We start from the raw sequence: 19,112 nt of genomic DNA, 5'->3' as shown, positions 1-19,112 counted from the left end.
TTTTTGCAAACATACGAATTTTTATTTGCGTTATAACTACACAAACTCTGCCGAATTTGGGTTCGAATGTGGCTATTTTGGTAATTCAATCCGGCATTAGGTTTTAGGATATCACGTGGACCTTCGAACCGTCGCTATGCAAGCACAAACACGCAGAACGGTTCTGAAGACGACGGGGGGAGCGGTTGTTCTGGGGACGCTGGCGGGCTGTACCGGGGGCGGCGGCGACGACGAGGGAGACAACAACGAGTCGGCCGGTAACGAGTCCGACGACTCGATGGACGAGGGAGCGGAGACGATGGCGAACCTGCGGGTCGCCCACCTCGCGCCGGACGCGCCGAACGTCGACGTGTACGTCGACGGCGACGCCGTGCTCGAAGACGTGCCCTACCGCGCCGTCAGCGACTACCTCGAACTGGCGCCCGGGACCTACGACGTGATGATCACCGCCGCCGGCGACGCCGACACGGTCGTCTTCGATGACCAGTTAGAGATCCCGGCGGGCGATTTCACCGTCGCCGCGCTCGGGGAACTGGCCGAGGAGAACCAGCCCTTCGCTCCGGTGGTGCTCGAAGACGATCTGAGCGACCCGGGCGAGATGGCCCGCGTCAGGCTCGTCCACGCCTCGCCGGACGCGCCCGCGGTCGATGTCACTGTCCACGAGAGCGGCGACGCGCTGTTCGAGGGTGTCGAGTTCGGCGGCACCGCGACGGCCGAGGTACCGGCGGGAAGCTACACGCTGGAGGTCCGGCCGGCGACCGAGAACAACGACGGCGAGGTCGTCGCCACGTTCGACGTGGAACTGATGGCCGGCGCGGTCTACTCGGCGTTCGCGGTCGGCTACCTCTCGCCGGGCGACGCTCCGGCCGACGCGCCGTTCGACCTCGAAGTGGTCGTCGACGCCGAAGCCGGATCGGAGATGAGCCAGCTCCGTGCCGCCCACATGTCGCCGGACGCGCCGAACGTGGACGTGTACGTCGACGGCGACGCCGTACTCGAAGACGTGCCCTACCGCGCCGTCAGCGACTACCTCGAACTCGCCACGGGGAGCCACGACGTGATGATCACCGCCGCCGGCGACGCCGAGACGGTCGTGTTCGACGAGACGATCGAGCTGTCCAGCGGTGCCTACTCCGCCGTCGCGCTGGGCGAACTCGCCGAGCAGAATCAGCCGTTCTCGGTCGAGTTGTACGAGAACGACCTGAGCGATCCGGGCGAGATGGCTCGCGTCAGTCTCGTTCACACTTCACCGGACGCGCCCGCAGTCGACGTTACCGTCGCTGGAAGCGGCGACGCGCTGTACGAGGATGTCGGGTTTGCCGAGGCGGCGACGGCTGAGGTCCCCGCTGGCAGCTACACGCTGGAAGTCCGGCCGGCGACCGAGAACAACGACGGCGAGGTCGCCGCGACGTTCGACGTCGAGGTGATGGCCGGCACCGTCTACTCGGCCTTTGCGGTCGGCTACCTCATGCCCGACGACGCCCCGGCCGACGTGCCGTTCGATCTGGAAGTCGTCGTCGACGCCGAAGCCGGAGGGTACTGAGCGCCCCACGGTCTCGGCGGTCGATCACCTCACTCCACGTCCTTCCGGCGGAACCACTCCCTGCTCGCCAGCACCAGCAGCGCCGTCCCGGCCAGCAGAATCGCCGCGCCGGCGAAGTCGTACGTGCCGTCGACGAGGATGTCGCTGGGCGCGTAGTACCGCGTCGGCGAGAGGCCGCCGAGCGGTTCGAGGGCGGTCCCAGTCACCACCGACTCGAACAGGAACAGCGCGAAGACGGCGCCGGCGGCGCCTCGCTGGGCCAGCGACGCACGATCGGCGGCGACCGACGCGACCAGCCCGATCGCGCCGCAGGCGATCAGATACGGCATCGAGAGGACGTGGGCCATCACGATCCGCGCCATGTTCACGTCCTCGCCGATCGCCAGCACGCCGAGGAACACGACCGCGGGCATCACGGCGTTCGTGACGACGAGCGGGACCGCGAGCGACGCGAACTTCTCCAGCAGCAGCCGGCTCCGGGTGATCGGCAAGGACAGCAACACGTCCATCCGGTCGCGCTCGACATCGTCGGCGATCAGTCCGGCGCCGGCGTACGCGAAGTACAGGCCGAGCAGGATCACCCACGCGAACGCGTACAGCTCGGTCGCCAGAAACCCCTCGATGGTGTTGAGCGTCCGGATGCCGAAGGCCTCGACGAGCGACGGCGGGTACGCCTGAATGAACTCATCCAGATCCGCCGCGCCGGTGATCGAGGGAAAGAGCAGGACGTACATCGTCGTCAGCGCGGCGATGCCGCCAGTCATCGCGGCGGCTCCCTTGAGACGTTTTCGACCGGCGTACCGGGCGATTTCGAGCATCAAGCTGTCCCCTCCTCGTCGCCGTAAAACCGCATAAACACGTCTTCGAGCGGGGCCTCCTCGACGCCGAACTCCAGCAGGTCGAACCCGGCGATGATGTCGGCCAACTCGTTCACGTCGCCAGTGTAGGTGAACGAAACTTCCGTCACGCGTCCGTCGTCGTCCGGCACGTCGACGCGCTCGACGACGAGATCGTGCGCGCCGGGCAGGTCGACGGCGTCTCGCTCGACGTGGCCGGCAACCCGGAGCGTGACGGACTTGCCCGAGCGACCGAGCAGGTCCGCGACGGACTCGACGGTGACGATCCGGCCCCCGCGGATGATGCCGACGCGGTCGCAGATCTGGCGCACCTCGCTGAGCACGTGCGAGGAGAGAAACACCGTCGTTCCCCGGTCGCGCTCGCTCCGGACGAACTCGTTGAACCGCCGCTGGAGCAGCGGATCGAGTCCCGAGGTGGGCTCGTCCATTACCACCAGATCGGGATCGTGCATGAACGCCTGCACGAGCCCGAGCTTTTGGACGTTGCCGGTCGAGTAGTCCCGTATCGGCCGCTCTAGCGGCGGATCGAACAGTTCTAGCAGCTCCTCGCGGCGCTGGTCGCCCTTGAGCGACGCGTGGAGGTCGAGCACCTCCTCGCCGGTCGCAGTCTCGTCGAACGCCGGATTCGCGGGCAGATAGCCGATTCGTTGCTTGGCCGCGACCAGTTCCGACTCGCTGCGGATGTCCGCACCCAGCACGGTGGCGGTGCCGTCGGTCGGCGACTGGAGCCCCATCAGCGTGCGAATCGTCGTCGTCTTACCGGCGCCGTTCGGTCCCAGATAGCCGAAGATCTCGCCCGATTCGACGTCGAACGTCACGTCGTCGTTGGCGAGCACGTCGCCGTAGTCCTTGGTGAGGCCGGCGACCTCGATAGCGCTCATCGGATCGACATCACACGGCGGCGTCAAAATCGTTGCGCCCGGAGCGGCCCTCGCGCCGGCGGCGTCACGTCGCGGCTCAGTCGGCGTCGCTCGGCGGGTGCTGAAGATCCGCCCAGTAGTCGGTCTCCTCGTACCGGACGAGGAACTCCCCGCCCCAGTCGGACGGATCGACGGCGTCGTGATCGCGGAACCGATCGGCGAGCGAGGAAAACGCGTCGCTGACCGATCCCTCGTAGTAGCCGCCGCCGATCGCCGACTCGACGATCTCTCGTTCGGCGTCGCTCAGTCCGGACAACTCGAACAGGTGGGCCTCGCGGAGCCGATCCGCGAACGCCGCGGCGTCGGCGGCGACCTGCGTCGCCTCGTAGCGGTACTCGTAGGCGTCGACCTCGTCCCGGCCGACGACTTCGAACGGAAACCGTTCGCCGTCGCGCTCGACCGCGCCGTACTCGGCCCCGGGAACCAGCGCCGACGCCTCGCGGTCGGCGCCGTCGTAGATCGCCGAGGCGCCGACGGCGTCTTCGCGTCCCTCCGGCGGCGGGACGATCCGGCCGAGCAACTCGCGGTCGGGATCGGGAAGCTCTCCGAACGCGACCGTCGCCGCGTCGGGCGCACGCTCGCCGGGATCGACCTTGACCGTGACTCGCAGCTCGTCGCCGATCCGCGTCGACGAGCGGGAGAGTTCGTAGTACGCGCCGTCGAACGCGATCGGGGAGTCGACGCCGAGCGGAGGCCGCGTGCCGGACGCCGTCGCCGAGCCGTTCTCGACGGCCGTTCGGATGATCCGTCTCGACACCCGGCCCGGGGGTGACGCCGACGCGCGAGCGGCGATCTCCTCGTCGGAAATCGCCGTCATCGTCAGCACCGCTTTCGGGTCGGCACAGCCGGCCAGCGTCACGGAGAGGGCACCAGCCGCGCCGGCGAGGACCTGTCTGCGCTTCATGTAGAGACGATTCGACACCCTCCGTGTATGCTTTGTGTACGCCCGCCGGGCGAGAAACACCGCATCGGCGTCGAAAAATCGAGCGTCGGCCTACCCGCGGCGTCCGAGGAGTCCGTCGAGCGTCGCCGCGACGGCGTCGGTCGCGCGTTCGACCTCCTCGATCGGGACGTACTCGCGTTCCGAGTGCGCGACAGCGCCCTCGTCGTCGGCCAGATAGCCGGGGCCGAACACGACCGTCGGCGCGTGGGCGGCGAAGTACGACGCTTCCGTCGCTGCGGTGAAGGGCCGCACAGCCCCGCCGGCGGCCTCGGCGAGCGTTTCGACGAGCGGGTCGTCGGTGTCGGTCGCAAACGCCTCCAGAAACGGGCTCTCGCGGTCGGTCAACGCGAACTCGACGGCCACGTCCTCGGGGACGCGCTCGCGGACGTGGGCTTCGAGCGCGCTCCGGAACCCCTCGCTGGTCTCCGGCGGCACCGATCGGCGGTCGACGACGACCGAACAGTCGGCGGGCACCTGATTCGTCGCGGTGCCGCCCTCGATGGTCGTCGGCGTCAGCGTCGGCGCGCCCAGCGAGCTGTGCGGGTCGGGCGTGTCCTCGCGCTCGTCGAACGTCTCGACGGCGTCGATCAGTTCCCGGACCGCGGCGACGGCGTTGACGCCGTCGTCGGGCTCTGCGGCGTGGGCGTTTTCGCCGCCCAACGAGACCGTTCCCTGAAAGCGTCCTTTGGCGGCGTTACAGACATCTAATCCTGTAGGCTCGCCGACGATCACGGCGTCGGGCGGCGCGGCGCCCGGCACCAGTTCCTCGATGTCGAGCGCGGCGGCGCCCGTCGAGAGAGTCTCCTCATCGGGCGAGACGGCGAGTGTGAGCCGTCCGTCACCGGGGTCGACGGTCAGAAAGCCGGCGAGCAAGACGGCCAGCGGTCCTTTGGCGTCGCACGAGCCCCGGCCGTAGATGCGCTCGTCGTCCCGGTCGTAGGGGACGTGGGGAGGGACGGTGTCGATGTGGGTGTTGAGAACGACGTGGATGCCTGCAGTTTCGCCCGCAGAAGCGGCGGTCCGCGATGCGACCACGTTCCCGGCGTCGTCGACCGCTGCGTCGACGCCGTGCTCGGCGAGCGTGTCGACGAGGAACGTTCGCATCTCCTCGACGGACTCGTGTGATTCGATCGGCACGGCTTCGTCGAGGAAGGCGACGGGGTCGAACTCGTCGCTCCGGTCGTCGCCGCGCTCGCTGCCGGCGGCCATCAGAACCCGCCTCCGAGCGCGTCGCCCAGCGGGTCGACCCGGTCGGCGTACTCGAACGCGACCGGCCCGCGCAGGATGGCCGGCCCCTCGTCGGGAACGCGGATATCGAGGTCGCCGCCGGGCGGGCTGACGCGGATCGCGTCCTCGTCGGTGTGCCCGAGGCGCCGAGCGACCGCGGCGATGGCGACTGCGCCGGTGCCACAGGCCTTCGTCTCGCCCTCGACGCCGCGCTCGAAGGTGCGCTGGCGGAACCCGTCTCCGTCCACTGCGGCGAGGTTGACGTTCGCTCCCTCGGGGAAGGCGTCGGCGTGGCGGGTGGCCGGCGCGACGGCGTCCAGCTCCACGGCGTCGACATCCTCGACGAACGCGACGGCGTGGGGAACGCCGGTGTTGACCGCAGTGACGGTCAGCTCGCCGATGTCCTCCTCGATGATCGGCTCGTCGTACGACTCGGCGAGCGGGACATCGCCCGGCGAAAACGCCGGCTCGCCCATCTCGACACTGACGACGAACTCGCCCGATTCAGCTTTCTCGACGGTCGCGGCGCGGTCGCCCGCACCCGTCTCGATGACGAAGTCGGTCTCGCCGGTGCGTTCGTGGGCCCACGCGGCGACGACCCGGGCGCCGTTGCCACACATCGCGGCGGTGCCGCCGTCGGGCTGGTACAGCGTCATCTCGACGCGGACCGGTTCGGCGTCGGCGTCGACATCGAGCACGAGAACGCCGTCGGCGCCGGTCGTCGCGCCCTCGCGGTCGGCGCCGAGGCCGTCCGAACGGTCGCAGTGCTCGACGGCGAACTCCGAGAGGTTCGGAATCGTCGTCGCGTCGGCCGCTTCGATCACGACGAAGTCGTTGTCGGTGCCGTTGTACTTCTCGAAGGGGATCATATCCTCACCTCAGTCATAGCCACTCGACCTCCTGTTCCAGCCGCGTCACGTCGTCGATCGTCTCGCGGCGCCGAGCGACGGCCTCCTGCCCGCGGTCGAGCACGACCGTCGCCGGTCGGGGACGGGAGTTGTACTGGCTCGCCATCTCGTAGCCGTACGCGCCGGCGTTGCCGATCGCCAGCATGTCGCCACGGCGGCATTCAGCGATCGACCGGTCGGTGCAGAACACGTCGGCGCTCTCGCAGATCGGCCCCGTCACTGTCTGTGCGACAGCAGGCCGATCGGCGGCGTTCGCGGCGACGTTCCGGATCGGGTGGTAGGCGTCGTACATCGCCGGGCGCAACAGCGTCGTCATGCCGGAGTCGACGCCGACGACGCGCGTGTCGGGAGCCGGCTTGACCGTGTTGACGGTCGTCAGCAGGACACCGGCGTCCGCGACGAGATAGCGTCCCGGCTCGATCACCAGCGTGGCATCAATTTCGCCGAGCGCCGCCCGCGTCGCGTCGGCGACGGCGTCGAGATCGAGGGGGTCCTCGTCCTCGCGGTAGGGGACGCCGAAGCCGCCGCCGATGTCGACGAACTCCAGATCGACGGGCGAATCGCGGGCCAGATCGCCCATCCGCGAGACGAGTTCGCGGTGGGAGTCGAGGTCCTCGCCGGAGATGCCGCTGCCGGCGTGGGCGTGGATGCCGACCACGTCGAACCCGCGGTCGGCGGCCTCCGCGAGCGCCTCGCCGGCGCGCTCGTAGGGAACGCCGAACTTCGCGTCGGCGCCCGTCGCCACCTTCTCGTGGTGGCCGGCGCCGACGCCGGGGTTGACGCGGACGCAGAGGCGTCCGTCGTAGCCCCGCGATTCCAGTCGGTCGAGCGTGTCCAGCGCGCCGACGGTGATGGTGAGGTCGTCTGCGCCGTCTTCCCAGCGCCCGACGACCAGATCGAGGTCCTCGGCGGGCGGGTTGACCGCCGTGTACTGGACTCGCTCGGAGGGGACGCCGGCGTCGAGCGCGCGGACGGCCTCGCCCGCCGAGGCACACTCGATTCCGGCGCCCTCGGAGTGGAGCGTCCGCAGGACCGGCCGCGCGGTGTTTGCCTTCGCCGCAAAGTGAACGTCGGCGTCCGGAAACGCCGCGAACAGCCGACGGTAGTTCTCGCGCACCCGCTGGAGATCGAGGACGTACAGCGGGCTGGCGTACTCGTCGGCGAGTCGGCGCAGTCGCTGGCCGTCCCACTCGTCGAGACGCCGTATCTCGGGGTTCTCGGGCATCGCGCAGTCGAACTCGGGTCGGTCCTCGCTCATGTCGACCGGATCACTCCCGGAGCGCGTCCTCGCGCTCGGTGGCCTCCAGCGTCTCGTCCTCGATGTGGGTGGCGACCACGGCGGGCTTGAACGCGCCGCCGTCGATCATCTCGTGATCGCTGACCGAGGACTCGACGAAGCGCTGGAACGCCCGACGCTCGGGCGGCAGTTCGCCGTAGATGACCTCCTCCTCGACGAGGTCGTAGACGGGGATCCGCGGCGTCAGGAGCGTGTTCTCGCCGACGACGCTGTTCTCGCCGACGACGAAGCCGCTCGTCACTCTACAGCCAGCGCCCAGCGAGACGCCGTCCTCGACGATCACGGGGGCGTCCTCGACGGGTTCGAGCACGCCGCCGATCAGCGTGTTGGCGCCGAGCTTGACGTTCTCGCCGATCTGAGCGCACGACCCGACGGTGTCACACGAGTCGATCAGCGTCCCGTCGCCGACGTGAGCGCCGATGTTGACGAACGAGGGCGACATCATGATGCAGTCCTCGCCCAGATAGGCGCCCCGGCGGATCGCGGTCCCGTCGGGCGTGTTGCGCGTGCCGCGCTCGTTCAGGTCGGCCGTCTCCCGGAGCGGGAGCACGTCGTGGTAGTCGACGCCGCCGTACTCGCGGGCGACGGTCTCGCGCAGGCCGAAGTTGAGCAGGATGCCCTGCTTGACCCACTCGTTTGCCTCCCACTCGTCACCGTGCTTCTCGGCGGCGCGCACGTCGCCGGCTTCGAGCGCGGCGAGGAATTCGTCGAGCACGTCGAGGTGCTCGTCGGTCGCGTCGGCGGCCGTCAGTCCGTTCTGCTTTCGCTGCCACAGGTCGTCGATGTCGGATTCGAGGCTCATGTGTCGTCGATTACTTCGCCGAAGGTATACCAGTCAGGATTTCGTCCCGCGACCCACGCCGCGGCGTCGAGCGCGCCGGCGGCGAACACGCCGCGGTCTTCCGCTCGGTGGGAAAGGCTCAGGACCTCGTCGTTGCCCGCCAGAATTAGCTCGTGCTCGCCGCGGATGTCGCCCGCGCGCCGGGCGAACACGCCGATCTCGTCCTCGTCGCGGGGGGCGTGGCCCTCGCGGCCGTAGACGGGTTCGACATCGCGTTCTTCCTGTACGGTCTCCAGAATGGAGTTGGCGGTGCCGGACGGCGCGTCGACCTTGCCGTTGTGGTGGGATTCCATCAGTTCGAGGTCGTAGCCATCGAGCGCGGCGACGGCCTCGCCGACGACGCGCTGGAGGACGTTGACGCCACGCGAGAAATTGGTCGCCTTGAGGACGGGAATGTCCTCGCCGGCGGCGCGCAGCGACGCCTCGCCGTCCTCGTCGAATCCGGTGGTGCCGACGACGAGCGCGATGCCGGACTCGACGCAGGTGTCGACGACGGTATGCGTTACCTCTGGCGTCGAGAAGTCGACGACGGCGTCGATATCACGGTCGGCGAGCGCGGCCTCGATGTCGGCGACCGGTCGAACGGGGACGCCGGATCGCTCGCCGGCCTCGCTGGCGAAGCCGACGACGACATCGACATCGTCGCGCTCGACGCCGGCGTCGACGACCTCGCCGCCGGTGCGGCCGGTGGCGCCCACGACCGCGATGCGGCTCATCCCTCGACCTCCGCCGGGCTGGCCGCGCGCTGCTCGTCGAGGTCGTCGAGCAGGTTGGCGAGCTCGACGCGATACTCCTCGGACAGCCGGGTCAGCGGCGAGCGCAGCGTCGGCTGGCAGTGCCCGCGGATGTGCATCGCTTCCTTGACCGGGATCGGGTTGGTCTCGGTGAACAGCGCGCGCATCAGCGGGCCGAGTTCGTGGTGGAGTTCGCGGGCGCGTCCGAAGTCGCCCGACAGCGCCGCTCCGACCATCGCGCAGGTGCGCTCGGGTTCGACGTTGGCGACGACGCTGATCCCGCCGGTCGCGCCGACCGACAGCATCGGCAGCGTCAGGCCGTCGTCGCCCGACAGCACCGCGAAGTCCTCCTCGCGCGTGCGCTCGACGATCTCGGAGACCTGATTCAGATCCCCGCTGGCGGCCTTGAACCCCGCGATGTTCTCGTGGCGAGCCAGCTCGACGGCCGTGTCAGGTTCGATGTTCCGGCCCGTGCGCGAGGGGACGTTGTAGACGATCTGGGGCAGGTCGATCGCGTCGGCGATCGTTCGGAAGTGCTCGACCAGCCCGCGCTGTTCGGGCTTGTTGTAGTACGGCGAAATGAGAAGCAAGGCGTCGGCGCCGGCGTCGGCTGCACGCTCTGAGAGTTCCAGCGCCTCGCGGGTGTTGTTCGAGCCGGTGCCCGCGATCACGGGCACGTCCTCGACGGCGTCGACGACCGTCTCGACGACTTCGACGTGCTCGTCGTGGGTCAGCGTCGCGCTTTCGCCAGTCGAACCGACGGGCACGAGCCCGTCGACGCCGGCGGCTTCGAGACGCTGGGCGTCGGCTCGCAGCTGTTCGTGATCGATGCTCTCGTCGTCCGCGAAGGGCGTGACCATCGCCGGGAACACGCCGCTGAACAGTTCCTGTGTCATGTGTTGGTGGGTTCGCAAACCGCGATCGTTCTCTGGGTAGTGTGTGTCGCTGGTGGGGTATCAATCGATTGATCGGCCGGAACGCGCCCGCGACGAGGTCGCCAGCCCCGCAGCGAGCGCTCTACCGATCGCGTTTTTTGAAAAGGACGGCGCTTCCGCTCACGACGCGGCGTCGACCGACGCGACGGCGAGCGGTCAGTAGCACGGTTGTGCCGTCGTGGCGCTGCAACTTATCGTTTCTGGTACCGGGATGGCCGTACGGCTGGTGTCTCGACAGACGCCGCGGAATTTATCAAGTACGAGCGGGAACACCCTCGCGTATGAGACACCTCGGCCTGAAGATACGGATGGCGATCGTCAGCACCATCCTGTTCGCCTTTTTCGCACTCGCAGCGGGGGTTGCGATGGTTCTGTTCAACCTCTCGCTACCGATTGTGCTGGCGCTCGCCGTCGGGTTCGCCGGCTTCCAGTACCTCCTCGGGACGAAGATGGCGCTGTGGAGCGTCGGCGCCGACGATATGCCCGAAGATCAGTACCGCGAAATCCACCGCGCAGTCGAGCGGATGTCCGACGATCTGGGCATCGACAAGCCGCGACTGATGGTCGCCCAGATGGGCGTCCCCAACGCCTTCGCAACGGGCCGGAAGGGCAACGGCACCGTCGTCGTCTCGACGGAACTGATCCACACGCTCCAGCAGGACGAACTCGAAGGCGTGCTCGCGCACGAACTCGCACACATCGCGAACCGCGACGTGGTGACGATGACGCTCGGCCAGTCGGTCGCCGCCATCGTCGGCATCGTCGTCCAGTGGCTCGTGATCGCAACCGGCGACAACGAGATCGCCGACCTCATACTGGGCTGGATCGCCGGGATGCTGACCCAGATGTTCGTGATGATCTTCGTGCTGGCCATCTCCCGATACCGGGAGTACGTCGCCGACAGCGACGCCGCCGACGTGATCGGCAGCGGCGAGCCGCTCGCCCGCGCCTTAGAGAAGATCCAGCGCGGCGCCCAAGGCCGCGAGAGCAACATCGACGACTCCGTCAGCGCGCTGTGTATCTTCGGCGACGGCGGCGGCGTCAAGAAACTGTTCTCGACCCACCCCGACACCGAAGAGCGCATTCGACGGCTTCGCAGCTACTGACTGACACGCCCGGGCGCGGCGTCGCTTCGGCGCGAGGGCGAACGAAGGTATTTATCTCCGCCCGCGTGAACGGGAACCATGACCGATATCCACTCCGGGCAACGCGTCGCCGTGCTGGTCGACGCGCAAAATCTGTACCATAGCGCCCATAGCCTCTACTCGAACAACATCGACTACTCGGCGCTGCTCGAAAAGAGCGTGCAGGGGCGCGAACTCACCCGCGCGATCGCGTACGTGATCCGAGCGGACTCGCCCGACGAGGAGAGCTTCTTCGAGGCGCTGACCGACATCGGCTTCGAGACGAAGATCAAGGACATCAAGACGTTCAGCGACGGGTCGAAGAAGGCAGACTGGGACGTGGGAATGAGCTTAGACGCCGTCACGCTGGCCAACCACGTCGACACCGTCGTGTTGTGTACCGGCGACGGCGACTTCTCGCGGCTGTGCTCGCACCTGCGTCACGAGGGCGTCCGCGTCGAGGTGATGAGCTTCGAATCCTCGACCGCAGAAGAGCTCAAGGCGGCCGCCGACTCCTTCGTCGACCTGAGCGAGCGGACCGAGACGTTCCTGTTGTAGGGCGGCGTCGATCTGAGAGAACGCACAGCTAACGCTGGCCAATCAGGTCGAACGCGAGAACTGAGCTGCGATCAGACCGTAGGACCGTCGTTCGTCGTGCCGATAAGCAAGGAGCCGGCAGCCATCCCGAGTGCGGCGACGCCGCCGAGCAGGACGGGAATGCCCGTACCGTTTGCGCCGATGGCCAGCAGGAGCACGGTAGAAACCACCAGCAGCAGCGCCCCGAGGCCGATCTTAGTCGTATCCATGATTGTACGAGAAATTAGCTTCCCACTGTTTATAGCTTTCTCTACGAACCGACAGCAGGAGCCATGATATCGTATGACAATGAACGAGAGCGTGCTCGCGCTCGACCCGGCGCGGGTCGAAGCCCTTTCGCCCCTCGGGTTCCGACTGGTCGCTATGAACGAGGACACCGACGCCGGCGGGCTGGGGCAAGACGGGCGCGACCTCCGGCGCGTCGCGGAGTATCAGTTCGGCGCCGGCGCCGGGGCGGCGCTGTTCCCCGAGGACGAGGACTACGAGGTAAAGCGCAGTAGCTCGGGCCGTCCGAGCCAAGTGATCGCCGACGAGCCTCGCTCGTCGAGCCCTGACTCGACTCCGTCTGGTCAGGACGCCGACGGCGGCCGGCTCATCACGCTTGGCGTCGACGGCCGCTTCACCCTCGGCATCGAGGGCGGACGACGGCTTGCCGAACTCGAGCACCCGTCGAACCGCGTGGTCGTCGGCGACGAGAGCGAGCCGTTCGTCCGCGATGGGAGCAACACGTTTGCGAAGTTCGTCACCGAGGCCGACCCCGACATCCGTTCCGGTGACGAGGTGCTCGTCGTCCACCACGACGGCTCCCTACTGGCGGTCGGGCGGGCGGAGCTGTCGGCCGACGCCATGCTCGATTTCGACGCCGGGATGGCCGTCAAGGTCCGCGACGGCGCCGGCGAGCCGGACGGCGAGTAGCCCCCGCAAGCCCCGAATCGTTTTATTCGATCGGACGCCTTGTGCGAGCGTGAGCCCGCCGCCCGCCTCGGAGTTCGAGTTCGAACTGCTGGTCTGCCGATGGGCCGAGCACGAATGGCCACCGGCCGGCGAGCGCGCCGAGGACCGCGCCGTGCTCGTCGCCCGCCAACTCGGTACCAAGCGGCGGCGCTGGGACACGATCGTGATCGAGGCCGACCGCGAGGCGCTCCGCCGGCGGGCTAACTTCGGCGCCGAGCGACTCGACGGCGACCTGCTCCACGTCGTCCGCTCGGCGCCCGAGGAGTGGGCGTGGTACCGGGACGCGCTGCCCGAGCCGGGCTACTCGTGGCGGTACGTCCGCGAGGCGATCCACGAGGCCGACGACCGCGGGATTCTCGACGTGCGACGGGACGGCAACCGGATCGAGATCCGCCGGAAGTGGCCCTACCCCGACTGGATCGACCGAATCGTCGCCATCGAGAACAAGCCCGATCTCGACGCCAGCGCGGCCCGCACGCTGCGCCCCCAGCTAGAGCGCGACGTTGCGCTCGGGTTGGCCGACGAGGCGTGGGTCGCAACGACCGCGACCGGCGAGCGCATCGAGCCGGCGCTGCTCGAAGATATCCCGGTCGAGGCGGGCGTGCTCGCGGTCGATCCCGAGTCGAAATCGGCGGCTGTCGCGTGGCATCCCCGCACGCTCGACGCCGACGCGCCGGGCACCCGGATCGGCGAGCGGGCTGAAAGTGACTCGGAGTTCGTCCAGTCGGCGGCGACGTTCGAGTACGCCGAGCCCGAGCAAAAACGAGAGACGCGCCTGCGGATCGCAGAGCGCGCCTACGAACGGGGCTGGCGGTCGTTCGTCGACACGATGCGTCCGGACTGCCGGCACTTCCAGTTGCGCGACGCCGACGGCCAGTTGCTCCCCCGCTGTGGCGCCAAGGAGTGTACCCCGACGAGCGCGGAGTGTTCGGGCTCGTGTGGGGAGTACGAGCCCGAGCCCCCGGCGTGGCGCCAGCGCGGCTGGCCGATCGAGGGCGGTCCGGGCAACCGACTTCGGAAACTGCTGGCGGCGCGGCGGCGTCGCCGCCGGCCCGGGCAGTGAAAGCCGGGTCAGTCCGACACTTCGACGTCAATCGAGTCGCGCGCGGCGGTCAGCCGGAAGGTCGGAACGCTTCGGTACTCGACCTCGACGACGCCCTTGCGTCGCAGGCTCTGGAGTCCCGACCGGACGGCGTCGGCGTCGGCGTCGATGTCGAAGGCCTCGCGCACGGCGTGGAGCACCGACACCACGCTCTCGGAGCGCTCGTCGGGTCCCGCGAGCACATCGAGAATACGGGCCTGTAGCTCGGGGACGCGGACGACGCTTGGCACCGCATCGGGCTCGCCCTCGACGCCCGGTTCGACGTCGACCATGTCGTTGGCCTCCGACGTGGCCCGGATCAGACTGTTGTCGTCGCGGTAGTAGTAGTCGCTCAGTTCCGATTCGAGAAACTGGTGGACCTCGCTGCCGCTGTCGAGTTCCCACCGGTCCTGTAACTCGCCGTTTTTCGTCGGCTGAAGCTCGACAACGTCGGCGAGCCGGTCACGAGCCACGTCCGAGAGCGTCATCGGGTGATGGTATCGACGCGCCCGTACTTGCCAGTTCTGGATCGGCCGCCCGCGTCGGAGCCACCACGTAGAAGGCAAGTGACGACGTAGCGAATATCATGGGACGAACTACCAGACTAAGCCGCGTCGACGACGTGCTCGACGACCTCGACTACCCGGTGATGCGCGACGACGCCGCCGACGAACTGACCGACGTGACGCTCGAACTGGCCGATGGAGAGGCCAATCTCGGCGAACTGATCTCGGACACGTCGAGTGACTCGTTCGACTCCGCGGATGACCTGCAGGACGAACTCAACAACGCGTTGCCCCGCGAGGCCGTCGGCGAGCCCTACCAATCGGAAGGCGAGGGATAGTCCCACCGGGCGGCAGGCGGCGACCGCGGGTGTTAAAACCCCGCCGCGGATAGTGGAGGCAACGATGGAGTTTTGCGACGAGTGCGGTTCGATGATGAAAGCCGAGGACGAGCTCTGGGTCTGTAGCAGCTGTAGCAACAAACAGCCCAAGAACCCGGACGCGAACTACGTGATCACCGACGATCAGGAGGCCAGCGAGATTATCGAGACCGGCAAGGGCGACAGCGGCCTGCCGACGACCGACGCCCGCTGTCCCGAATGCGAGAACGACCGGGCGTACTGGTACATGCAACAGATCCGCGCGGCCGACGAGTCCGAAACTCGATTCTTCGTCTGTACCGAGTGCGAGCACAAGTGGCGCGAAGACGACCACTAGAGGACTGTTTTCGGAGCTGGGCGGCCTCGCCACGCGCGGCGTAGCATTACCCGATCGCTTCGCTCGCTGGAATCGTCGGATCACGACGCCGACATGACACGTGATACCACGCCACAGCGGTAATTAGGCTGGCCGTCTTAACGAGTACTGATGGCTGCGACGCCACCGCAGGTGGCCGCCGACCGACTCGACGACTGGGAGTGCGTCGAAGTCTCCGTCGACACTCTGTTTAGCCTGCCGGTCGTCGCCGTCGAGGGGTACACGCTGGTCTACGAGGACGCCCCGCTCCGCGAGCGCTTCAGGACGGCGACGGGCGAGCCGATCACGCGATTTTTCTTCGCAACCCGGCTCGCCTTCGTTCCGGCGCTGTCGTCCCGGGTCGAGGCGCTGCTCCAGCCGACGGTGGCCTCAGCCGCGCAGGGGGCGTTTGCCGACCAACTCGACGACCGCGGGCTGTCTACCGTCACTCGCGAGGGACGCCAGCGATTGACGGTCGACTCCGGCAAGCGCGCGAGTGCAACGGTCTACACCGCCAGCTACGAGTGGGACGGGATGGCGGTCCCGATCGAGGGACTGCTCGCCGTCTGGCGCGGCGACGGGTTCACCATCGCCGGCGGAGCCTACCCGTCGGGTGACGACGATCTCGGTGTCGAGGTGGACGCTGAACGTTACGAGTCCGCGTTGATCGAACTGATCGGCGGCGTCGCGTAGGCCGCGGTGCGACGCCGCTGTGGTGCCCATCGAGCACTCATTCCGACTGGTGAACGTCGGTCCCGCATTCGGGACAGGCACTGGGCGGACTGGGATAGCCGAACAACCAGCCTTGCTTGCTGAAGAAGTTCCCGCAATTGGTACAGACCCGAACGCGGCTCTTGAGGACGTACTCGACCGTCCACTGTATCAGAAGTAGGGCGACGATGACGGCGACGATCCACAGCATGAAAAAGTCAATCAACTAACCAATCATAAATCCTTGTGTCGCGGTGTGGAACCAACTGCTGGGAAGGAACGACCGCGAGCGGCCGTCAGACGTTGCGCGCGAAGATCAGATAGCCGGTGTGGCCGACGCCGCGGGTCGAGGGCCGGGAGCCGCGGTCGTCGAAGTCCATCTCGCGCTGGATCGTCTCTTGGGTCTCGACGTTCGAGAGGCCGGCCTCGCGGGCGGCGATCGCCGCCTCGCGGGCGTTCTCGACGAACGGCGAGTAGACGGCGAGAAAGCCGCCGTCGGCCAGCAGCTCCGGCGCGCGCTCGACGATCGCAGGGGCGTCCTGCGTGTCCAGCGTGAGCAGGTCGAACCGACCCAGATCGTCGAGTTCCTCGGTCAGATCACCGGTGTTGACGTCGACGCGATCCGCGACGCCCGCGAGGTCCATGTTCTCACGGGCGACCTCGGCGAACTCCGCCTTTTGCTCGAACGTCGTCACGTCGGCGCCCATCCGGCCGAGATACGCCGAGAGCACGCCGGTCCCGGTGCCGGCGTCGAGCACGCGATCGTCCGTCCGGACGCCGACGTGGCCGACGATCAGTCCGATGTCTCGCGGCATCATCGGCGCGCCCGTCCGCTCCATGTGATCGAACAGATCCGGAGAGCGCAGCCGTCGGACCTCGAATGGCTCGTCGAGGTGGGTCGTGATCGTGTCGCCGGGCTCGACGTCTTCGGGCACGTCGAGCACGCCCAGATCGGTGCCGAACTCCTCGCCGGGCTCGACGAGGAACTCGCGGTCGCCCCGAACTACCAGAACCGTCACTCTAGCTGGTCGACCGCGGCCGCGAGATCGCCGTCGTTCTCTTCGAGCGCCTCGCGGGCGGCGTCCTCGCTGGCGCCGGTCCGCATCGAGACGATCTCGATGTCGTCGTCGGGGATGCCGTCGCTTTCCTCGGCGTCAGCGTCGGCGTCGGCCGCGCCGCTTGCGCTGCCGGCCTCGCGCTCCTCGGGCGAGCCGACGACCTGATAGGTCTCTTGGCCGCGGGCGTCGATCTTGTTGACGTCGACGTCCTCGAAGACGAGGTCAGCGTCGTCGGTCTCGATGACCACTCGGTTGGCGTCGAGCTCCTCCATGTCGACGCCCATCTGTTCCATCATCTGCTTCATCTTGCGCGGATCCATTCCGCCGCCACCGCCTCCTCCAAACATACCCGTTGGGTGGCCCCCTGTCGGGAAATAATTGACGCAAGCCGCCGGCGCTCCGAGCCCCGCTCAACTATGGTGGGCCGCCTCGTCGCCGGCGTCGTCGACCAGTCCGGGGATCACGACGGCGACCGTCGTGCCCTCCTCGCCCGTGCTGAACGAGAGGTCCCCGCCGAGCGCCGTCACGCCGGTCTGGACGACCCACAGCCCCAACCCGCTCCCGTGTTCGAGCGCAGTCTCGGAGCCGTCTTCGAGCACTGCGACCTCGTTCGAGGGGATTCCCGGGCCGTTGTCGGCGATCTCCAGCCGGATCGCCTGTCCGTCTCTGGCCGGGCCGTCCGTTCGGACAGTAACCACCGGATCGTCGGCGTCGTTGTGCTCGACGGCATTTTGGAGCAGGTTTCCGACGACGAGACCGAGGAGCGTCGGATCGGTCCGGACCGTCAGCGACGGGGCAACGTTGACCGCGATGTCGGCCGACGCCGCGGCGTCTATCTCGCCGACCTGTTGGTCGATCACCGAGCGAAGTTCGACGGCCGACGGCTCAGTCTGCTCGCGGACACTACGGTCGAGTTCCCGCGCGCGGTCCGCGAGTTCGAGCAGTTGCTGGCTCTCGTCGACGACGATCGAGACTGACTCGGAAAGCTCCGGGTCGTCGAGTTGCGATTCGACCCGCGAGGCGTGGCCCGTCACGACCGTCAGATCGTTCCGGAGGTTGTGGCGCAACACGCGGTTGAGAACCTCGAAGTGGCGCTCGCGCTGGACGATGTCAGTGATATCCTGAAAGGCGACGGTGTACCCGAGACGGGTTTCGTCGGCGTCGTAAAACGGCGACGCGGTGGTGCGGTAGTGACGCCGCCGCCCGCCTTCGAGGAGTTCGATGTCCTGTTCGCTCCGCGCCGGATCGACGGTCGCCGAGAGGTGCTCGTCCAGCGGGTCGCCGACGATCGACCGGTCGTCGGCGTCCAGCAGCGGGCCCGCGGCCGCGTTGAACGTGATGATCCGTGCGTCGTTGTCGACGGTGACGACCGGCGTATCCACGTCGTCGATCGCCGTCCGCTCGCCGATGCGTCTGGTCGCGGGATCGAATTTGAACATATCGCCGCCGTACAGCGCGTAGGTGTCGAGCAGCATGTGGGGAACGAGCGTCAGCGGCAACAGGTTCACGCGCGGCATCGACCCGATCTCGAAGACGTACGTCAGCAGCGCCACGGTCGGAAGCACCGGCGTGAGCGCGAGCGCGACCGTCTGGAGTCGGAACAGGCGCCCGTAGCTGACGACCGTCTCTAAGAGAACCACCAGCGACGAGGCGATGAGAACGGCGATCAGCGCGAACCCGGCAGTGAGCGCGATTCCGCGGTCGTACCGCACGGTCGCGGCGCCGTACGCGGGCACGACTCGGAACTCGGTCCACGCGAGTTGGTGGTACTGGTTCGTCGACAGCAGCACCGTCAGAACGACGACGATAGCGGCGATACCGACGATCGGTCCCGACCGGAGCAAGCGTCCCCGGCCGGTGTACGCGAGCGAGAACGCGAACCACGAGAACGCCGCCCAGCCGCCGGTCAGCCAGAACAGCACCTCCAGTCCGTACCGGAGCGCGACCGGTTCGAACACGGTCAGGCCGACGCCGTAGCTGAAACAGACCGCAGCCATCGCCCCGACGAGCGCGACGAACCACGTCCCGCCGGGCCGGTCGCGGTACTGACGGACGACCCACAACAGCGCCAGATTCGCACCGCCGGCACACAGGGTGAGCACGGCCAGCCACGAGACGCCGAGCGAGAGCGACGACACGCTCAC

The 19,112-nt window shown here is 67.8% G+C and carries 23 protein-coding genes; 8 read left to right on the top strand and 15 right to left on the bottom strand.

The features are described from left to right. The first annotated feature begins 136 nt into the window (after window positions 1-136). A complete protein-coding gene (locus CRO01_RS09530) occupies window positions 137-1,543 on the top strand; it encodes a DUF4397 domain-containing protein (RefSeq protein ID WP_097008891.1) in 1,407 nt (468 codons plus the stop codon). A gap of 29 nt (window positions 1,544-1,572) precedes the next feature. On the opposite strand, the gene CRO01_RS09525 is transcribed toward CRO01_RS09530, so the two are convergent. The 9 genes from CRO01_RS09525 to dapA all read right to left on the bottom strand — a co-directional run bounded on the left by CRO01_RS09525 (window position 1,573) and on the right by dapA (window position 10,166). Next, window positions 1,573-2,361, bottom strand: coding sequence for an ABC transporter permease subunit (locus tag CRO01_RS09525; protein ID WP_097008890.1), 789 nt, complete (start codon window positions 2,359-2,361; stop codon window positions 1,573-1,575). After that, window positions 2,361-3,281, bottom strand: coding sequence for an ABC transporter ATP-binding protein (locus tag CRO01_RS09520; RefSeq protein ID WP_097008889.1), 921 nt, complete (start codon window positions 3,279-3,281; stop codon window positions 2,361-2,363). Before CRO01_RS09520 ends, CRO01_RS09525 begins: the two co-directional genes overlap by 1 nt. Window positions 3,282-3,357: 76 nt before the next feature. Further along, window positions 3,358-4,224 (bottom strand): hypothetical protein, encoded by an 867-nt coding sequence (locus CRO01_RS09515; RefSeq protein WP_097008888.1) that lies wholly within the window; start codon window positions 4,222-4,224, stop codon window positions 3,358-3,360. A gap of 90 nt (window positions 4,225-4,314) precedes the next feature. After that, window positions 4,315-5,472 (bottom strand): M20 family metallopeptidase, encoded by a 1,158-nt coding sequence (locus CRO01_RS09510; RefSeq protein WP_097008887.1) that lies wholly within the window; start codon window positions 5,470-5,472, stop codon window positions 4,315-4,317. Beyond that, window positions 5,472-6,359 (bottom strand): diaminopimelate epimerase, encoded by an 888-nt coding sequence (dapF, locus tag CRO01_RS09505; protein ID WP_097008886.1) that lies wholly within the window; start codon window positions 6,357-6,359, stop codon window positions 5,472-5,474. The genes CRO01_RS09510 and dapF overlap by 1 nt, the downstream gene beginning before the upstream one ends. A gap of 13 nt (window positions 6,360-6,372) precedes the next feature. Further along, entirely contained in the window at window positions 6,373-7,656 is a 1,284-nt protein-coding gene (gene lysA, locus CRO01_RS09500) for a diaminopimelate decarboxylase (RefSeq protein WP_097008885.1), read from the bottom strand. Between the two features lie 10 nt (window positions 7,657-7,666). After that, the gene (locus CRO01_RS09495; protein WP_097008884.1) at window positions 7,667-8,497 is read right to left on the bottom strand and encodes a 2,3,4,5-tetrahydropyridine-2,6-dicarboxylate N-succinyltransferase; all 831 of its coding nucleotides are present in this window, start codon (window positions 8,495-8,497) and stop codon (window positions 7,667-7,669) included. After that, on the bottom strand, window positions 8,494-9,252 hold the full coding sequence (gene dapB / locus CRO01_RS09490; protein ID WP_097008883.1) for a 4-hydroxy-tetrahydrodipicolinate reductase: 759 nt from the start codon (window positions 9,250-9,252) through the stop codon (window positions 8,494-8,496). The genes CRO01_RS09495 and dapB overlap by 4 nt, the downstream gene beginning before the upstream one ends. Continuing rightward, entirely contained in the window at window positions 9,249-10,166 is a 918-nt protein-coding gene (dapA, locus tag CRO01_RS09485; RefSeq protein WP_097008882.1) for a 4-hydroxy-tetrahydrodipicolinate synthase, read from the bottom strand. The genes dapB and dapA overlap by 4 nt, the downstream gene beginning before the upstream one ends. Window positions 10,167-10,486: 320 nt before the next feature. Here dapA and CRO01_RS09480 point away from each other — a divergent pair, with 320 nt between their 5' ends. Both CRO01_RS09480 and CRO01_RS09475 read left to right on the top strand, forming a co-directional pair. Next, window positions 10,487-11,311: a M48 family metallopeptidase gene (locus tag CRO01_RS09480; RefSeq protein WP_097008881.1), complete on the top strand. Its 825-nt coding sequence runs from the start codon at window positions 10,487-10,489 to the stop codon at window positions 11,309-11,311. Window positions 11,312-11,389: 78 nt separating this feature from the next. Then, the gene (locus tag CRO01_RS09475) at window positions 11,390-11,887 is read left to right on the top strand and encodes a LabA-like NYN domain-containing protein (protein WP_097008880.1); all 498 of its coding nucleotides are present in this window, start codon (window positions 11,390-11,392) and stop codon (window positions 11,885-11,887) included. A gap of 71 nt (window positions 11,888-11,958) precedes the next feature. Here CRO01_RS09475 and CRO01_RS16645 read toward each other — a convergent pair whose 3' ends face one another. After that, window positions 11,959-12,135 carry a hypothetical protein gene (locus tag CRO01_RS16645; protein WP_179747449.1) on the bottom strand — a complete coding sequence of 59 codons (177 nt, stop codon included), beginning with the start codon at window positions 12,133-12,135 and terminating at the stop codon, window positions 11,959-11,961. A gap of 154 nt (window positions 12,136-12,289) precedes the next feature. On the opposite strand from CRO01_RS16645, the gene CRO01_RS09470 reads away from it, so the two are divergent. Together CRO01_RS09470 and CRO01_RS09465 are read left to right on the top strand one after the other, a co-directional pair. After that, the gene (locus tag CRO01_RS09470) at window positions 12,290-12,841 is read left to right on the top strand and encodes a PUA domain-containing protein (protein ID WP_097009174.1); all 552 of its coding nucleotides are present in this window, start codon (window positions 12,290-12,292) and stop codon (window positions 12,839-12,841) included. Between the two features lie 49 nt (window positions 12,842-12,890). Beyond that, entirely contained in the window at window positions 12,891-13,943 is a 1,053-nt protein-coding gene (locus CRO01_RS09465; protein WP_097008879.1) for a DUF5787 family protein, read from the top strand. Window positions 13,944-13,951: 8 nt separating this feature from the next. Here the strand turns inward: CRO01_RS09465 and CRO01_RS09460 are convergent, their stop codons facing one another. Then, a complete protein-coding gene (locus CRO01_RS09460) occupies window positions 13,952-14,449 on the bottom strand; it encodes a DUF5797 family protein (protein WP_097008878.1) in 498 nt (165 codons plus the stop codon). Between the two features lie 98 nt (window positions 14,450-14,547). Between CRO01_RS09460 and CRO01_RS09455 the strand changes: the two genes are divergently transcribed. The 3 genes from CRO01_RS09455 to CRO01_RS09445 all read left to right on the top strand — a co-directional run bounded on the left by CRO01_RS09455 (window position 14,548) and on the right by CRO01_RS09445 (window position 15,892). Further along, a complete protein-coding gene (locus tag CRO01_RS09455; protein WP_097008877.1) occupies window positions 14,548-14,805 on the top strand; it encodes a DUF5789 family protein in 258 nt (85 codons plus the stop codon). Window positions 14,806-14,869: 64 nt separating this feature from the next. After that, window positions 14,870-15,181: a transcription factor S gene (locus CRO01_RS09450; RefSeq protein WP_097008876.1), complete on the top strand. Its 312-nt coding sequence runs from the start codon at window positions 14,870-14,872 to the stop codon at window positions 15,179-15,181. A gap of 150 nt (window positions 15,182-15,331) precedes the next feature. Beyond that, entirely contained in the window at window positions 15,332-15,892 is a 561-nt protein-coding gene (locus tag CRO01_RS09445; RefSeq protein ID WP_143824945.1) for a hypothetical protein, read from the top strand. Between the two features lie 37 nt (window positions 15,893-15,929). Here the strand turns inward: CRO01_RS09445 and CRO01_RS09440 are convergent, their stop codons facing one another. The 4 genes from CRO01_RS09440 to CRO01_RS09425 form a co-directional block, all read right to left on the bottom strand. After that, window positions 15,930-16,121, bottom strand: a complete 192-nt coding sequence (locus CRO01_RS09440; RefSeq protein ID WP_097008874.1) for a hypothetical protein — start codon at window positions 16,119-16,121, stop codon at window positions 15,930-15,932. Between the two features lie 85 nt (window positions 16,122-16,206). Beyond that, window positions 16,207-16,929, bottom strand: coding sequence for a methyltransferase domain-containing protein (locus CRO01_RS09435; RefSeq protein ID WP_097008873.1), 723 nt, complete (start codon window positions 16,927-16,929; stop codon window positions 16,207-16,209). Further along, window positions 16,926-17,315: a nascent polypeptide-associated complex protein gene (locus tag CRO01_RS09430; protein WP_097008872.1), complete on the bottom strand. Its 390-nt coding sequence runs from the start codon at window positions 17,313-17,315 to the stop codon at window positions 16,926-16,928. The genes CRO01_RS09435 and CRO01_RS09430 overlap by 4 nt, the downstream gene beginning before the upstream one ends. Before the next feature lie 63 nt (window positions 17,316-17,378). Further along, window positions 17,379-19,106: a histidine kinase N-terminal 7TM domain-containing protein gene (locus tag CRO01_RS09425; protein ID WP_179747448.1), complete on the bottom strand. Its 1,728-nt coding sequence runs from the start codon at window positions 19,104-19,106 to the stop codon at window positions 17,379-17,381. Between the last annotated feature and the right edge of the window lie 6 nt (window positions 19,107-19,112).

Origin of the sequence: Natronoarchaeum philippinense (assembly GCF_900215575.1) — an archaeon.
GTDB classification, from domain to species: domain Archaea; phylum Halobacteriota; class Halobacteria; order Halobacteriales; family Natronoarchaeaceae; genus Natronoarchaeum; species Natronoarchaeum philippinense.
This window is presented reverse-complemented; position numbering and strand designations above follow the sequence as displayed.

What these genes read in the sequence shown, in the direction of transcription:
- CRO01_RS09460 (WP_097008878.1), bottom strand. Translation starts at nt 14,449, where the DNA reads ATGACGCTCTCGGACGTGGCTCGTGACCGGCTCGCCGACGTTGTCGAG.
- CRO01_RS09515 (WP_097008888.1), bottom strand. Translation starts at nt 4,224, where the DNA reads ATGAAGCGCAGACAGGTCCTCGCCGGCGCGGCTGGTGCCCTCTCCGTG.
- CRO01_RS16645 (WP_179747449.1), bottom strand. Translation starts at nt 12,135, where the DNA reads ATGGATACGACTAAGATCGGCCTCGGGGCGCTGCTGCTGGTGGTTTCT.
- CRO01_RS09480 (WP_097008881.1), top strand. Translation starts at nt 10,487, where the DNA reads ATGAGACACCTCGGCCTGAAGATACGGATGGCGATCGTCAGCACCATC.
- CRO01_RS09525 (WP_097008890.1), bottom strand. Translation starts at nt 2,361, where the DNA reads ATGCTCGAAATCGCCCGGTACGCCGGTCGAAAACGTCTCAAGGGAGCC.
- CRO01_RS09450 (WP_097008876.1), top strand. Translation starts at nt 14,870, where the DNA reads ATGGAGTTTTGCGACGAGTGCGGTTCGATGATGAAAGCCGAGGACGAG.
- dapA (WP_097008882.1), bottom strand. Translation starts at nt 10,166, where the DNA reads ATGACACAGGAACTGTTCAGCGGCGTGTTCCCGGCGATGGTCACGCCC.
- CRO01_RS09440 (WP_097008874.1), bottom strand. Translation starts at nt 16,121, where the DNA reads ATGCTGTGGATCGTCGCCGTCATCGTCGCCCTACTTCTGATACAGTGG.
- CRO01_RS09475 (WP_097008880.1), top strand. Translation starts at nt 11,390, where the DNA reads ATGACCGATATCCACTCCGGGCAACGCGTCGCCGTGCTGGTCGACGCG.
- CRO01_RS09430 (WP_097008872.1), bottom strand. Translation starts at nt 17,315, where the DNA reads ATGTTTGGAGGAGGCGGTGGCGGCGGAATGGATCCGCGCAAGATGAAG.
- dapB (WP_097008883.1), bottom strand. Translation starts at nt 9,252, where the DNA reads ATGAGCCGCATCGCGGTCGTGGGCGCCACCGGCCGCACCGGCGGCGAG.
- CRO01_RS09445 (WP_143824945.1), top strand. Translation starts at nt 15,332, where the DNA reads ATGGCTGCGACGCCACCGCAGGTGGCCGCCGACCGACTCGACGACTGG.
- CRO01_RS09510 (WP_097008887.1), bottom strand. Translation starts at nt 5,472, where the DNA reads ATGGCCGCCGGCAGCGAGCGCGGCGACGACCGGAGCGACGAGTTCGAC.
- dapF (WP_097008886.1), bottom strand. Translation starts at nt 6,359, where the DNA reads ATGATCCCCTTCGAGAAGTACAACGGCACCGACAACGACTTCGTCGTG.
- CRO01_RS09495 (WP_097008884.1), bottom strand. Translation starts at nt 8,497, where the DNA reads ATGAGCCTCGAATCCGACATCGACGACCTGTGGCAGCGAAAGCAGAAC.
- CRO01_RS09530 (WP_097008891.1), top strand. Translation starts at nt 137, where the DNA reads ATGCAAGCACAAACACGCAGAACGGTTCTGAAGACGACGGGGGGAGCG.
- CRO01_RS09455 (WP_097008877.1), top strand. Translation starts at nt 14,548, where the DNA reads ATGGGACGAACTACCAGACTAAGCCGCGTCGACGACGTGCTCGACGAC.
- lysA (WP_097008885.1), bottom strand. Translation starts at nt 7,656, where the DNA reads ATGAGCGAGGACCGACCCGAGTTCGACTGCGCGATGCCCGAGAACCCC.
- CRO01_RS09470 (WP_097009174.1), top strand. Translation starts at nt 12,290, where the DNA reads ATGAACGAGGACACCGACGCCGGCGGGCTGGGGCAAGACGGGCGCGAC.
- CRO01_RS09520 (WP_097008889.1), bottom strand. Translation starts at nt 3,281, where the DNA reads ATGAGCGCTATCGAGGTCGCCGGCCTCACCAAGGACTACGGCGACGTG.